This is a genomic window from Cycloclasticus sp. PY97N (assembly GCF_002443175.1).
Classification (GTDB): Bacteria; Pseudomonadota; Gammaproteobacteria; order Methylococcales; family Cycloclasticaceae; genus Cycloclasticus; species Cycloclasticus pugetii.
This window is the reverse complement of record NZ_CP023664.1, coordinates 1,098,466-1,114,264: the sequence shown is the minus strand read 5'-3', so window position 1 is coordinate 1,114,264 and position 15,799 is coordinate 1,098,466. Positions and strand designations below refer to the sequence as shown.

At 42.0% G+C, this 15,799-nt stretch carries 13 protein-coding genes; 3 read left to right on the top strand and 10 right to left on the bottom strand.

Going from position 1 to position 15,799, the window contains the following annotated elements; all coding sequences use genetic code 11:
* Positions 1-26: 26 nt before the first annotated feature.
* On the bottom strand, positions 27-647 hold the full coding sequence (gene rlmE, locus CPC19_RS05545; protein WP_016390055.1) for a 23S rRNA (uridine(2552)-2'-O)-methyltransferase RlmE: 621 nt from the start codon (positions 645-647) through the stop codon (positions 27-29).
* Positions 648-770: 123 nt separating this feature from the next.
* Between rlmE and yhbY the strand changes: the two genes are divergently transcribed.
* Positions 771-1,058, top strand: a complete 288-nt coding sequence (gene yhbY / locus CPC19_RS05540) for a ribosome assembly RNA-binding protein YhbY (protein WP_015006259.1) — start codon at positions 771-773, stop codon at positions 1,056-1,058.
* On the opposite strand, the gene greA is transcribed toward yhbY, so the two are convergent.
* From greA to grpE, 8 genes are all read right to left on the bottom strand, one after another.
* The gene (gene greA, locus CPC19_RS05535; RefSeq protein WP_015006260.1) at positions 1,049-1,525 is read right to left on the bottom strand and encodes a transcription elongation factor GreA; all 477 of its coding nucleotides are present in this window, start codon (positions 1,523-1,525) and stop codon (positions 1,049-1,051) included. The genes yhbY and greA overlap by 10 nt on opposite strands.
* A gap of 23 nt (positions 1,526-1,548) precedes the next feature.
* Entirely contained in the window at positions 1,549-4,764 is a 3,216-nt protein-coding gene (gene carB / locus CPC19_RS05530) for a carbamoyl-phosphate synthase large subunit (protein ID WP_016390054.1), read from the bottom strand.
* 80 nt (positions 4,765-4,844) lie between these two features.
* Complete coding sequence (gene carA, locus CPC19_RS05525) at positions 4,845-5,978, bottom strand: glutamine-hydrolyzing carbamoyl-phosphate synthase small subunit (RefSeq protein WP_016390053.1); 1,134 nt, start codon at positions 5,976-5,978, stop codon at positions 4,845-4,847.
* A gap of 140 nt (positions 5,979-6,118) precedes the next feature.
* A complete protein-coding gene (locus CPC19_RS05520) occupies positions 6,119-7,408 on the bottom strand; it encodes an NAD(P)/FAD-dependent oxidoreductase (protein ID WP_016390052.1) in 1,290 nt (429 codons plus the stop codon).
* Positions 7,409-7,572: 164 nt separating this feature from the next.
* A complete protein-coding gene (dapB, locus tag CPC19_RS05515; RefSeq protein ID WP_016390051.1) occupies positions 7,573-8,379 on the bottom strand; it encodes a 4-hydroxy-tetrahydrodipicolinate reductase in 807 nt (268 codons plus the stop codon).
* A 78-nt stretch (positions 8,380-8,457) separates the two neighbouring features.
* Positions 8,458-9,588 carry a molecular chaperone DnaJ gene (gene dnaJ, locus CPC19_RS05510; RefSeq protein ID WP_015006265.1) on the bottom strand — a complete coding sequence of 377 codons (1,131 nt, stop codon included), beginning with the start codon at positions 9,586-9,588 and terminating at the stop codon, positions 8,458-8,460.
* 103 nt (positions 9,589-9,691) lie between these two features.
* Complete coding sequence (gene dnaK, locus CPC19_RS05505) at positions 9,692-11,626, bottom strand: molecular chaperone DnaK (RefSeq protein WP_015006266.1); 1,935 nt, start codon at positions 11,624-11,626, stop codon at positions 9,692-9,694.
* Positions 11,627-11,694: 68 nt separating this feature from the next.
* Positions 11,695-12,333 (bottom strand): nucleotide exchange factor GrpE, encoded by a 639-nt coding sequence (grpE, locus tag CPC19_RS05500; RefSeq protein ID WP_015006267.1) that lies wholly within the window; start codon positions 12,331-12,333, stop codon positions 11,695-11,697.
* Positions 12,334-12,755: 422 nt separating this feature from the next.
* Between grpE and CPC19_RS05495 the strand changes: the two genes are divergently transcribed.
* The gene (locus CPC19_RS05495; RefSeq protein ID WP_015006269.1) at positions 12,756-13,640 is read left to right on the top strand and encodes an NAD(+) kinase; all 885 of its coding nucleotides are present in this window, start codon (positions 12,756-12,758) and stop codon (positions 13,638-13,640) included.
* Between the two features lie 9 nt (positions 13,641-13,649).
* Positions 13,650-15,320 carry a DNA repair protein RecN gene (gene recN, locus CPC19_RS05490; protein ID WP_015006270.1) on the top strand — a complete coding sequence of 557 codons (1,671 nt, stop codon included), beginning with the start codon at positions 13,650-13,652 and terminating at the stop codon, positions 15,318-15,320.
* Here recN and fur read toward each other — a convergent pair.
* Positions 15,313-15,723: a ferric iron uptake transcriptional regulator gene (fur, locus tag CPC19_RS05485; RefSeq protein WP_015006271.1), complete on the bottom strand. Its 411-nt coding sequence runs from the start codon at positions 15,721-15,723 to the stop codon at positions 15,313-15,315. The two genes, recN and fur, sit on opposite strands and share 8 nt — an antisense overlap.
* Positions 15,724-15,799 lie beyond the last annotated feature (76 nt).

The following is a 15,799-nucleotide window of genomic DNA, read 5'->3' as shown; positions in this document are numbered from 1 at the left end:
ATTCAGTAATTTATGGGGTTAGATTACTACAATTTCAAGCCCTTTGCCAAAAGGTAAACCTCTCGACTACGTGCGCGTGAAGCTTTGGGTTTTCGAATCAGTACTGTCGAGAAAACTTTTTTAGCCTCTTGAAGATACTGGTCAAACCCTTCACCTTGAAACAGCTTTATCAAAAACGAGCCCCGGCTATTTAAACTGTTTTTTGCAAAATCTAATGCCAATTCTGCTAAATACATGGATTTTGGTTGATCAATCGCCTTACTACCACTCATATTAGGCGCGATATCAGACATCACTATATCGACTGTTTGATGACCGATTAAGTTTTGTAAGCGCTCAAAAACCTCGTCGTCACTAAAGTCACCTTTAATAAAGTCAACACCATCAATAGGATCGATATCTAATAAATCTAACGCGATGACTCGCCCATCGCCTGTGATTTTTTTTATGGCATATTCTGACCAGCCACCCGGCGCGGCACCTAAGTCCACCACAATTTGTCCAGGCCTCAATAACCGGTCTTTTTTGTCAATTTCTTCTAATTTAAATACGGCGCGCGAACGAAGCCCCATTTGTTGAGCTTTTTTTACATACTCATCGTTAAAATGCTCATCCAGCCACTTTTGTTTGTTTTTATGCTTGGTCATACCTTTGCATTATTATTTGTTTACCCACTGTTAACATAGGTACATCTACAAAACAGACGCACCTTCTTGTATCTTTTAAGTGTAGAATGCGCGACCTAACTTAACAGAATTTAATGAAACACTATGGCATTATCAAATCAGCAAAAAAAGAAACTAAAGGCACACGCACACTCTTTAAAGCCTGTTGTTCGTCTAGGTCAGTCTGGCCTAACCAGTAATGTATTAGACGAGATTGAGTCTGCGATCACGCACCACGAGCTGATTAAGGTAAAAGTGTCTGCTGATGATCGAGACGACAAAAAAGCGATCATTCAAGAGATTGCTGATAAAACCGCCTCAGAACTCATTCAAAGCATTGGTTTTATGGCTGTTTTTTACAGAGAAAACCAAGATAAAAAAGCTTATTCGTAACGAACATCCAAAATTTCAAACTCTGTGACTCCACCAGGCGCTCTTACCTCAGCAACATCCCCTTCTTCCTTTCCTATCAATGCTTTTGCAAAAGGGGATGCATAGGAAATTAAGTTTTTCTTTATATCTGCTTCATCTTCGCCAACAATCGTATAGACAACTAACTCTTCTGTCTCGATATTTTCTAGCTCAACGGTACAACCAAAAATAACTTTGCCGTTAGCGTCCATGGTAGAAACGTCTATAATTTGTGCATTTCCTAATTTGCTTTCAATATCACGAACCCGTGCTTCTATTAAGCCCTGCTCTTCTCTGGCCGCATGATATTCAGCATTTTCTTTTAAATCACCGTGCGCGCGAGCATCAGCAATCGCTTCGGTCACTTTAGGACGCTTTACATTTTTTAGCTCGTCCAATTCTTTTTTAAGGCTTTCTGCGCCTTTTTTAGTTAATGGTACCTTACTCATAAATAATCCTTAATTTTTACAACTTAATGACGTGCTTGCAATGCGTGAAGCTCTCTGACTTCTTTCACAGTAATATCTGCCAATGCATCAATTGTCGCTTTAGCACCCGCCATAGTAGTGCAATATGTCACCTTATTTTGTAACGATTCACGACGGATTGAAAATGAATCAAGAATCGCTTGTTTACCTTCTGTGGTATTAACGATTAGCTGAATAGGTTCATTTTTAACCACATCTACAATATGAGGACGGCCTTCGTTAACCTTGTTGACTAGCTCACATTCAACCCCAGCTGCCTTTAAGGCATCTGCCGTCCCTTTTGTAGCCAATATTTGCTTCCCGCGTGAAACCAATACTTTGGCTAAATTAATCATTTTATCTTTGTCAGCATCTCTAACGCTAAACAATACTTTATCTTTATTTGATAATTCAATACCAGCAGCACGCTGTGATTTACCGAATGCCTCTCCAAATGTATCCCCTACACCCATCACTTCACCTGTTGATTTCATCTCAGGGCCTAATAACGGATCTACATTAGGAAATTTAACAAATGGGAAAACCGACTCTTTAACCGAGAAATACTTAGGAATAATTTCTTGAGTGGTGCCCTGATCCGCTAATGACTGCCCTGCCATACAACGAGCTGCAATTTTCGCTAACGGGTACCCCGTCACTTTCGATACAAAAGGAACTGAGCGTGATGCACGGGGGTTTACTTCTAAGATATAAATATCATCCCCTTTAATAGCGAATTGAATATTCATCAAACCGACAACGCCTAATTCACGAGCAAGGTCTTTAGCCTGTACACGCATTCTATCTTGCACCTGCTGACTCAAATCAAATGGAGGTAATGAGCAGGCCGAATCGCCCGAGTGAACACCCGCCTGCTCGATATGTTCCATAATGCCGCCGATTAACAACTCCTTACCATCGAAAATAGCATCTACATCGACTTCAACAGCATCATCTAAGAAACGGTCCAATAACACCGGTGAATCATTTGAAACACTAACTGCTTCTCGCATATATGTACGAAGTTCTGCTTCGTTATAAACGATTTCCATCGCACGACCACCCAATACATATGATGGCCTTACAACTAGCGGATAACCAATTTCTTCTGCATGAAGTACGGCTTGTTCTGGATTTCGCGCGGTTCTATTAGGTGGCTGTAAAAGCCCTAGCTTTTCAACTAATTGTTGGAAACGCTCACGATCTTCTGCCAGATCAATAGCTTCCGGTGATGTTCCAATAATTGGGACGCCTGCAGCTTCTAAATCTTCCGCTAGTTTTAGCGGTGTTTGACCTCCGTATTGAACAATCACGCCCTTTGGCTTTTCAAGGTGCACGACTTCAAGCACATCTTCCAGTGTTAACGATTCAAAGTACAAACGGTCTGAGGTATCAAAATCAGTTGATACCGTTTCAGGGTTACAGTTAACCATAATGGTTTCATACCCGTCTTCACGCATTGCCAACGCTGCATGGACACAACAATAATCAAACTCGATTCCCTGTCCTATGCGGTTTGGGCCGCCACCCAATACCATAATCTTCTCACGGTCACTTGGCTGTGATTCACACTCTTGTTCATAAGTAGAATACATATAAGCTGTAGAAGACGAAAACTCACCTGCACAAGAATCAATCCGTTTATAAACAGGGCGAATATTCATCTCGTGTCGGGCTGCCCTTACGGCACTTTCTTTAGCGCCCAGTAAAGCAGCTAATCGCGCATCTGAGAAACCTTTTCGTTTCAATCGATACATTGTTAAATTATCAATTGAAGCAAGCTCACTGTTTGATAAAACAGCTTCTTCATTTAACAAATCTTCTATTTGAATCAAAAACCAGCGATCAATTTTTGTTTGCTCAAAAATACTTTCTAAACCAAAGCCTTTCCTAAACGCATCTGCCAAATACCAAATACGATCAGCACCTGGTTGTTGTATTTCACGCCTTAAAATAGCATCAACCCCTTCTTCGTTTAAATCAACGATTGGGTCTAATCCATTCTTACCTGTTTCAAGCCCGCGTAAGGCTTTTTGTAGTGACTCTTGAAACGTTCGCCCTACAGACATTACCTCACCGACAGATTTCATCTGCGTAGTAAGACGGTCATCTGCCATTGGAAATTTTTCAAAGGTAAAGCGAGGAATTTTCGTAACAACATAATCAATAGACGGCTCAAATGATGCGGGTGTTGCGCCCCCTGTTATTTCATTACTTAGTTCATCCAAGGTGTAACCGATCGCCAATTTTGCAGCCACTTTAGCAATAGGAAAACCCGTTGCTTTTGAGGCTAACGCTGATGAACGGGAAACTCGTGGGTTCATTTCAATCACAATCATCGCACCATTTTCTGGATTGATGGCAAATTGAACATTAGACCCGCCTGTATCCACACCAATTTCACGCAATACATCGATCGATGCATTACGCATAATTTGATATTCTTTATCGGTTAATGTCTGGGCGGGGGCAACCGTAATAGAATCCCCTGTATGCACTCCCATTGGGTCAAAATTTTCAATGGAACAAATAATAATACAGTTATCTTTACGATCACGTACCACTTCCATCTCGTATTCTTTCCAACCTAAGACGGACTCTTCAATCAACAACTCATTAGTGGGTGATAAGTCCAAACCTCGCTCACATATCTCTACGAACTCTTCTCGGTTATATGAAATACCGCCACCACTACCACCCATCGTAAAAGATGGACGAATAATTGTTGGAAAACCGATATCATCCAAGGCTTCAAATGCTTGCTCCATATTATGTGCAACAAATGAACGTGGCGTCGACAAACCGATTTTAGTCATCGCTTTTTTAAACAGATCCCTATCTTCTGCTTTATCTATTGCTTCTTTTGACGCGCCAATCATTTCAACATTATGTTTTGCAAGCACGCCATGCCTATCCAAATCTAGCGCACAATTAAGTGCCGTCTGCCCACCCATCGTTGGTAACAGCACATCTGGCTTTTCTTTTTCAATAATTTTTTCAACCGTCTGCCAATCAACCGGCTCGATATAAATTGCATCGGCTGTTTCGGGGTCCGTCATGATTGTCGCTGGATTTGAATTAACCAAAATCACGCGATAACCTTCTTCTCTTAGCGCCTTACAAGCCTGCGTTCCTGAATAATCAAACTCACAAGCCTGACCAATAACAATAGGGCCTGCACCTAATAGTAAAACGGATTTTATGTCGGTTCTTTTTGGCATAATTCTCTTTATAAATTTTTATGGCTAATTGCCAGGTGTACACAAAAGGGTGTCAACGTTTTCATTGACCGCTCGCTTAATTAAGCTTTATATGAGTCCATCATTGTCGTAAACCGGTCAAACAGATACACAATATCTTGCGGACCAGGGCTCGCTTCTGGGTGCCCTTGGAATCCAAATGCGGGGCAATCCGTTCGCTCTATCCCTTGTAGGCTCTTATCAAATAATGAAGTATGCGTTGCCTTTAAATTAGCTGGCAAAGAATCCGCATTCACAGCAAAGCCATGGTTTTGACTAGTGATCATAACCCGTTGCGTTACTAAGTCCTGTACCGGATGGTTAGCGCCATGGTGACCAAATTTCATTTTTACTGTTGAGGCACCACTGGCTAACGCCAACAATTGATAGCCTAAACAGATACCAAATACGGGGACTTTCTCTTTTAAAATAGTTTTGATGGCCTCAATGGCATAATCACATGGCTCTGGATCGCCGGGGCCATTTGATAAAAACACACCATCTGGTGACATTGCTAACACCTCTGAAGCTGGCGTTTTCGCTGGTACAACACAGACTTCGCAGCCCGACTCCACCAACAACCTAAGAATATTTCGCTTAACGCCAAAGTCATACGCGACAACCTTGTAGTTTGCTTTCTTCGTTGCAGGCTTGCTTGTTTGCCCTAACTGCCAAACTGGGCTTGTCCAGTCATAAGGTTTTTTGCAGGACACCAGCTGCGCAAGATCAAGCCCTTTAAGTGGCGTCACCTCTTTTGCTGATGCTAAGGCATGCGCCTCATCAACTTCCTCACCGGCTATGATACAGCCTCGTTGCGCGCCTTTTTCACGTAGAATTCTTGTCAACCTACGCGTATCAATATCAGCAATTGCAACGATATTATTTCTAGCTAAATATGCAGATAAGGACTCTTCTGAACGCCAATTACTATGCAGTAACGGTAAATCCCTAATAACCAAACCCTGCACATGAACTGCGGCAGACTCTTCATCTTCAGCATTTGCGCCGACATTACCAATATGCGGGTACGTTAGCGTTACAATTTGATGTGAATAGGATGGGTCAGTGAGAATTTCTTGGTAACCCGTCATCGACGTATTAAAAACAACTTCGCCTGTTGTCAGGCCTTGAACGCCAATTGATTGGCCGTGAAACACACTACCGTCTTCGAGAACCAGTATCGCTTTGTCAGACAAATTACACCACCTTTAGATATACAAAACGGGAAGAACCTTTACTGGCACCACCCGTTTTGATTGTTAATATGTATGACCGCGAATTTTACTGGATTAAGTGCCCCATTGTCCATTCCAACACGAGCATATTTTTTAGCAAATTATTTTGCGACATCCAGCGATTTCGACAAATACGCATTCATTATTAGCGTGGGGTCTTCTTTTAACCTTTCTTTCCATTCCCCTAAAGGTATTTCCGATTGAATCAATCCTCGCATAACACCAATAAAATCCGTACGACCAACTGTGATAGCACCCACCAGCAAATCATCTTTAAAGTTTAAACGAATATATTTATAGTTATCTTTATCTAGCAAAACTGCACTGTCACCACCTTCTACTCCGCCCCAACTGCCAAATGAAGTTGATACTAAACCAGATGTATCAAGAACATTCATGCTTAAACTACCTTTATAGGTAGAGTTACCACCCATCATATTAACCGCAGCTATCCGCCCATGATCAACGGCTGTTGGCTGAATAGCGTGCACTGAATTTCCACCTGTTGAAAAGTCTGGCCCCTGAGCAACATCACCAGCAGCAAAAACATCTTCAACACTGGTATGCAGCCCCGCATCGACAAGAATACCGTTATCCGTTTCAATACCACTGCCTTCTAAAAACTCAATATTTGAATAAACCCCTGTTGCAACAATAATCAAATCGTATTCAGTTAAGCTGTCGTCATCACGCTTCAAAGCTGGGCCAGGCTCAATTGATTTAATACTACTGGGCAGGATCATCTCCACCCCTTTTGCTTCACACCAAGACTGAATCATTTTGCCTGCGGTTTCATCCATCATCCGGCTAACCATAAAGCCAGTACGCCCCAGCATAACAGTCAGATTAACGCCTTTTTTTAGCATTGCCTCAATAATAATAGAGGCAACAAAGCCAGCCCCTAATAAAGCTACTTTAGAGCCTGGTTTAATTGAATCAAGTATTCGTCGACCATCCGCTAATGTCCAACAATTCACCACACCTTCTGTTTCCGATCCCGGGAAAGGGCAATTTGCAGGACGTGAACCAGTCGCAATCATCAACTTGTCATACTCAAAGACATCACCACTATCAATAACAACCTGATGGCTTTTAGTCTCTACCTTTTCAACCCTTGCAATAACATGGTTAATATTCAAATCATCGAAATGGCCCGCTGTTTTTCTAAGGTGCGTGCCCGTATCTTGTATCATGCCACTTAAGTAATATGGCAACGCCATACGGGAATATGGTGACTCTTTTTCTTGACCAATCATCGTGATTGAACAATTTGCATCGGCTTTTCTCAGCGTCTCTGCTGCCCTCACAGAGGCTGGCCCAGCACCAATCAGAACGTACTTTTTAATATTCGATGAAGCCTGCGCCGGCTCAACTGTTTTAACTTGTGACATTACTTTTCTCTCCTATGTGTCGGCATCCGGCTTTATACTTTTAATTACCAGCTCCCAACAGTATTGATGTCCTGCTTTATTACTGATTCTTATAACAGTATTTACATAAACCCTTACGTTATCTTTAAATATTAACAGAAAACTATCAATACAAAAGACGGCATTTAATCTTTCAGACCTAGTACGTCTTGCATGTCATATAAGCCAGGAGGTTGATCGGCAAGCCAACAAGCCGCCCTGATTGCACCAGTAGCAAAAGTCATTCGACTTGTTGCTTTATGACTGATTTCAATGCGCTCACCTTCATCGGCAAACATAACAGTGTGCTCACCTACAATATCCCCACCTCTGATGGTAGAAAAACCAATGGTTCCCTCTTCACGCTCACCAGTAATACCTTCGCGCGCATAAACTGCACACTCATCTAATGCCTTACCCATTGCATTTGCAACCACTTCGCCCATTTTTAAAGCAGTCCCGGATGGCGCATCCACTTTATGCTTATGGTGTGCTTCAATCACCTCAACATCAACAGATTGGCCGATTGCTTTTGCCGCCAACTCTAAAAGTTTTAACGTTACATTGACACCAATACCCATATTAGGCGCAAACACAATTGGGATATTTTTTGACGCTGACACTATCTGCGCTTTATCCGCCTCGCTAAATCCGGTCGTGCCAATTACGATTGCTTTTTTCTGTGACTGGCAAAAAGACACCTTATCCAAACAAGCCTCAGGCCGAGTAAAGTCAACTAAAACATCAAAGTTAGGCGCTTGGTTTGAGAAATCTGAAACAACGTGAACTTGCTGCTGGCTTAACCCTGCCATTTCACCTGCATCTTTACCGATTGCAGGAGAGCCATCACGCTCAATAGCGACACCAAGTGTTGCCAACTTATTTTGTTGGCACGCTTTAATTAAGTTAAGTCCCATTCGGCCACTTGCGCCAGATACCGCTATTTTTGTCATCTTTTCCCCTTATCAACATCACCTAGGCTATACACATCACTAAAGCCTTTATTTTACTTTATAGAAACTCTAAACCTGTTAAGACTTCATTTTGTCAAAAAAACTTTTAACACCACCTAACCACGAATGCTCTTGTGGATTGTGCTTAGTGCCACCCGTTTTAAATGATGCTTCTAACTGTTCAACCAACGCCTTTTGTTCAGCTGTTAAACTAACTGGCGTTTCAACATTAACGCGACACATTAAGTCGCCGACAGGCCCTCCTCTTACAGGCTTAACACCTTTACCGCGCAACCTAAATAACTTACCTGTTTGCGTTTCGGGCGGAACTTTTAATTTAACTTTTCCAGACAAGGTAGGCACCTCAAGTTCGCCACCAAGTGTTGCTGTTGCAAAGCTAATGGGCATATCGCAATACAAATTTGCACCATCACGTGTAAATATGGCATGTTCACGAACATTAACTTGAACATATAAATCACCAGCAGGCCCACCATGATCTCCTGCTTCTCCTTCACCACCCAAGCGGATACGATCGCCAGTATCAACACCGGCAGGAATTTTTACCGATAATGTTTTTTGCTCTTTAGTTTTCCCTGTACCCCGACATTTACCACAAGGGTCTGTAATTTGCGATCCTGACCCATGACACGTTGGACAAGTTTGTTGAACAGAAAACATCCCTTGTTGCATACGCACTTGACCATGACCAGCACATGATGAACAAACACCTGACTTACCACTTTTAGAACCGGTACCCTTACAAGTCGTACAACTAACAGAAGTAGGGATTTTTATTTTGGTTTCCATACCAAAAACAGCCTCTTCTAAAGACAAATCCAAGTTATAGCGTAAATCCGCACCACGAGTCACTTGGCTACGATGACCGCCTCCACCACCGCCAAATATATCGCCGAAAACGTCGCCAAATACATCACTAAATGAATCGCCACCAGAGTGTCCTCTGCCGCCACCCATAGAAGGATCCACGCCCGCATGACCGAATTGGTCATAAGCGGCGCGTTTTTGCTCATCACTTAAAATAGCGTATGCTTCTTGAATATCTTTAAATTTAGCCTCGGCATCTGGGTTATCAGTATTTCTATCCGGATGATACTTCATCGCCAAACGTCGATATGCTTTTTTTATTTCGCGCTCACTGGCATTTCGAGCAACGTCTAGTGTTTTGTAAAAATCTGCTTTTTCCATGACTCTCAAACCTTTAATACGTCAAAGCCACCGATAAATCGGCGGCCATGTCGTAGCCCAACACGGGCTATAGTTAAGTAACTTAAAACTAATGTTTTAAGGCTTATTTTTTATCGTCTTCTTTTACTTCTTCAAATTCAGCATCAACGACATCATCAGCATTTGCATCAGAGTCAGACTTTGCTTCAGCAGAAGCGCCTTCAGCCGCCCCTTCAGCGCCTGCATCAGCGTACATTTTTTCAGCTAACTTAGCAGACAATGTTGTTAAGGCTTCAGTTTTTTGCTCAATCGCTTCTTTGTCGTCACCTTTAATAGCTTCTTGAAGATCCGCAATAGCCGCTTCAATATCTGCTTTTTCAGAGGCATCAACCTTATCACCCATTTCTTCAATGGATTGTTCAGTTGCGTGAATCATGCCATCCGCTTGGTTTCTAACAGTCACAAGCTCATGCAATTTTCTATCTTCTTCAGCATGCGCTTCAGCATCGTTAATCATTGCTTCGACTTCCTCATCAGATAAACCACTTGATGCTTTAATAACAACAGATTGTTCTTTACCTGTGGCCTTATCTTTAGCAGATACATTTAGAATACCGTTTGCATCAATATCAAAAGACACTTCAATTTGCGGCGTACCACGACGTGCAGGCGGTATATCTTGAAGGTCGAAACGGCCTAAAGATTTATTGCCTGATGACATTTCACGTTCACCCTGTAGAACATGAATAGTAACCGCTGTTTGGTTATCTTCTGCTGTTGAGAATGTTTGACTCGCCTTACTAGGAATAGTCGTGTTTTTCTCAATTAGCTTTGTCATTACGCCACCCATTGTCTCAATACCCAATGAAAGTGGTGTTACATCTAATAAAAGCACATCTTTAACATCGCCAGCTAAAACACCTGCTTGAATTGCAGCGCCCACGGCAACGGCTTCATCTGGATTAACATCTTTACGTGGCTCTTTACCAAAGAATTCAGCAACAACTTCTTGAACTTTTGGCATACGTGTTTGACCACCAACCAAGATCACGTCATCAATCTCAGAGGCTGATAAACCAGCATCTTTAACAGCTGTTGCACAAGGCGCGACCGTACGTTGAACTAGATCATTAACAAGAGACTCAAGTTTTGCACGTGTCAATTTAACATTCAAATGTTTAGGCCCTGACGCATCTGCCGTAATGTAAGGCAAGTTAACATCTGTTTGTTGATTAGATGATAGCTCGATTTTTGCTTTTTCAGCGGCTTCTTTTAAACGTTGAAGTGCTAATGGGTCGTTGTGTAAATCTACGCTGTTTTCTTTTTTAAACTCATCTGCAAGGAAGTCGATAATACGTAAATCGAAATCTTCACCACCTAAGAATGTATCACCATTGGTTGATAACACTTCAAATTGGTGCTCGCCATCAATTTCAGCAATTTCAATAATTGAAACGTCGAAGGTACCTCCACCCAAGTCATAAACAGCAACCGTACGATCACCACTTTTCTTATCCATGCCATAAGCTAACGCAGCCGCTGTTGGCTCGTTAATAATACGTTTAACGTCTAAACCGGCAATCTTGCCTGCATCTTTCGTTGCTTGACGTTGCGAATCGTTAAAGTAAGCAGGCACAGTAATAACGGCTTCTGTTACCTCTTCACCCAAATATGCTTCAGCATCTTTTTTAAGCTTCATTAAAATACGCGCAGCTATTTCAGGCGGCGCCATTTTTTTACCCTGCGCTTCAATCCAAGCATCGCCATTATCGGCAGCTAGAATTTTATAAGGCACCATGCTGACGTCTTTTTGCACAACATCATCTGTAAATTTACGACCAATTAAGCGCTTGGTAGCAAATACCGTGTTTGATGGGTTTGTTACCGCTTGACGTTTTGCAGACTGCCCTACAAGCACATCACTTTCTGCTGTAAACGCTACAATTGAAGGCGTTGTTCTTGCACCTTCACTATTTTCAAGTACTTTCGCGCTGTCGCCATCTAATACGGCAACACACGAGTTCGTTGTTCCTAAATCAATACCAATAATTTTAGCCATTTAAATATCTCCGAAATTTAATTTATTCTATTCTGTTAGTTACGATATAAGGGCGTGAAATTTAATTTTCAAGCCTGCTCATCAATTTTCTTTGTCTCTGTAGGTGCTTGAGGTTGCGACACAATAACCATTGCAGGACGTAATAAACGCTCATTGAGCGTATAACCTTTTTGAAAGACTTGTATCACCGTATTAGGCTCATGATCAGGGCTTGGAACCATAGAGATAGCCTGATGTAAGTCCGGGTTAAAACTTTCACCTTCTGGGTTAATTTGTTTAACGCCGGACTTTTCAAGCGAAGCTAGCAACTGCTTATGTGTCAACTCCATCCCTTCTTTTATGGCTACAACATCACCTTCTGCTGCATCCACTGATGCCAGCCCCATCTCTAAACTATCGACTACTGGCAACATCTCTTTAGCAAACTTCTCAACAGAAAAACGGTGCGCCTTTTCAATATCTTTTTGTGTTCGACGGCGAATATTTTCCACCTCTGCCTTTGCCAGCAACAATTTTTCCCAGTTTTCATCAGCACGAGTGGTCGCCGCATCTAGCGCCGCCTGCAAATCAACCTCTTCTGAGGCAGCAGTTTCCCCTTCCGCCTCATCTTTCAATGCATCCTCTACTATTTCACCAACAATACTTTCTTCCGTTTCAACCGCTGGTTGTTCAATATTCTCTTGATCTGTCTGTTCTTCAGACCCCATAGCCTTTCCTCTTTTTTACACTTAAATTTGATTGATAGCGACTTACCATTAAGGCAAGCGCATAAACTGTTTTAGTTAAATGGTGATAGTTTTCTAAATTTCAAGGTTCCAGCCAAAACTTTTACAGCAAAACCAAACAATAAGCTCAATTTGCCATAAAGTTCACCGATTACTCCACCCTTCGGCACTTTGTATAGAGGCCAAACAGTCGAGTGGCATTCAGCAACGCATACCTTATCAATAAAGCTATAGAAATGATCTCCAGCAATTAAAATTAGATATCTAACACACGCTTAGCACGCGTAAAATTCAAATTGATCCTTAAAATGCCGACACTCAGTAAATAAGCCGTCATTTAGATTTAGATTCTGGTGTAAATCGCTACATTTCGTGTAAACTTTTACCTTCAACTGAGGAGTAAAATGAATACAAAATTTAAACGAATTGGGCTGATTTCCAAGCCTAATGCCACGGATATATCTGCAACAGTTCAAGCATTATATACGCTGTTAATTGACGCCAATATTAACATCGTTGTTGATGAAGAAACGGCTCACCATATCTCATTGCCCTCTGAGCACATCATGAGCATCAGTGAATTAGCCGACCAATGTGATCTCATCATGTCTATTGGCGGTGACGGGACACTATTATCAGCTGCTCGCGCCTTGGTTGACAAAAAGGTTCCTCTCGTCGGTATAAACTTAGGTCGCATTGGTTTTTTGGTTGATATATCACCAGAAGAGATGAATGTTCAAATAAGGCAAATCCTCGAAGGCCATTACCATGAGGAAGAACGTATTATCCTCAACACTCAAATCATCCGTAACAATACGCTTATTCACGAACAGTCAGCGTTCAATGAAGTCGCCATTCACCGATTAAAATCCCCTGGTTTAATCGACATTGAAACCTATGTTAATCAACGTTTTGTGAATGCTCAGCGCTCTGATGGATTAATCATAGCCACCCCAACTGGCTCAACAGCTTATGCACTATCCGGTGGTGGGCCGCTAATGCACCCCTCGCTGGATGCCATTGTGCTGGTTCCTATTAACCCACACACCTTGAGCAACCGCCCACTGGTGGTAGATGGAAAAAGCGAAATTGGTATTCGCTTTAGCCAACGAGATAAGCACGAGGCGCAACTAACATGCGATAACGTCATTCTTCCAAGTATCCTTGAAGATGACCTTATAAACATCAGTCGCCATGAAAATAAAATTCATTTGTTACACCCAACGAATCATGACTTTTTCAATATTCTGCGCGTAAAACTTGACTGGAGCAAAGCTCCTCAAACATAAAATTTAGGTATGCTTAAATCCATCGACATAAAAGGCTTAGCTGTTGTTGATCAATTAAACCTCGAGCTTGAGCAAGGGATGACCGTGCTAACCGGTGAAACAGGTGCGGGTAAATCCATTTTACTGACAGCAATGAAACTGTGCCTAGGCGAACGAGCAGATGCTTCGTTATTGAGACCTGGGGCTAATAAGGCGGATCTTAGCTTAGAGTTTGACATTACCGATCTACCGGCCTCCCAGCAATGGCTTATAGACAACGACCTTGATGATCAAGGAGATTGCTTCATTCGAAGAACCATCAATGCTGACGGCCGTTCAAAAGCTTATATCAACGGTCAAGTCGTTAATTTAAAAGCCCTACAACAACTTTCTAAACACCTTATTAACATCCACGGCCAGCATGCACACCTAGATTTATTACACCCCGGCAAGCAATGTGAATTAGTCGATTCATCCTTACCCTCTCAGGCCTTGCTTCTTGAATGTCGCAAACAATACTCACATTGGAAACGATTAACCGAAGAGCTTCACCACCTAACCGATGGCAATGAAGACAATGAGAGTGAAAAACAACTACTTAAATATCAAATCAATGAATTAGAGCAAGCAAATATTATCCATATTGACTACGATGAGTTGGTGCAAGAACACGCGTTAGCATCCAATATGCGTAAAATCATTGAGACCTCAGCACACCAAATAGACATATTGTATGAAAACGAAAACGCTTCTATATATAGTCAAATTAATAATGTCTCGCATGAATTAGAGTTACTGGCTGACTTAGCGCCTGAATTTACAAGCGTGGGCGAACAAATCAAAGAAGCCAGCATTCAAATTCAAGAAGCCAGTCGTGATTTGAGGCATCAAATTGATCAACAAGAAGATGACCCAGAAAAACTCAGCTTGCTCGACCAGCAATTAAGCAGCATTCATGAATTAGCTCGAAAACTGCATGTTGAGCCCTCGCAACTTTCCGACAAATATAATCAGCTCACTGCACGACTTGACTTGCTTGAAAACCGTAACGAGAAATTAAGCGCGCTTCAACTAGACATCGCTGAGGCAGAAACACTTTACCGCAAGCAGGCCGAGCTTCTCCATAATGAGCGCAAGCAACATGCTTTAAAGTTAAGCCGTAACATTACCAACACTTTAAAAACACTTGGACTTCCGGATGGAAAACTAAACATAAGCGTTAACCATTTGGCGAAGCAGCCGCCACAAAAAAATGGTCTAGATGATGTCGTCTTCCTTATATCAACAAACCCAGGCATGCCAGATTCGCCGATTGGAAAAGTGGCATCAGGGGGCGAGCTTTCTCGTATTAGCCTAGCCATACAAGTGGTCACTAGCCGCCGCAATACGACACCTACCTTGGTGTTTGATGAAGTTGATGCAGGTATTGGTGGTGGTGTTGCTGAAACAGTTGGAATACGCCTACGCGAGTTAGCTTGCGACCGTCAGGTCCTATGTGTCACCCACCTGCCACAAGTCGCCTCTCAAGGGCATCAGCATTTATTAGTCAGCAAGCAAAAAAACCAACAACAAACCACAACGAAAATTGATAGCTTAAATCAAACACAGAGAATTAATGAAGTAGCCCGTATGTTAGGTGGTATTGATTTATCAGATAAAACCATCGCCCACGCAAAAGAAATGGTGGAAAAGGCTATTTAGCGCATGATGGGCAGACCCCATAGATATATAAACTATGGTCTGTTATTTTGTAGCCTTTTTCTTTAGCGATCACTTTTTGACGCTGCTCAATCATCTCGTCGTAGAACTCATCAACCCGGCCACATTTCACACATAAAATATGGTCATGGTGCTCATCTTGGCATAATTCAAAAACTGAGTTACCACCCTCAAAATGATGACGATTGACTAAACCCGCCGTTTCAAATTGCGTTAACACACGATACACCGTAGCCAACCCAATTTCTTCACCATCGTCTAAAAGAGCCCTATACATGTCCTCAGCTGACAGATGTTTATTCTCAGTACTTTCCAACATATCAAGAATTTTTAACCGAGGTAAAGTAACCTTTAAACCAGCAGCCCTTATATCTTTTGACTCCATTTCGACCTCTAATTTGGGGTGGATATAAAAGTGAGATGATGTATCATCTCACCATTGCAATCATACACAGAAGATC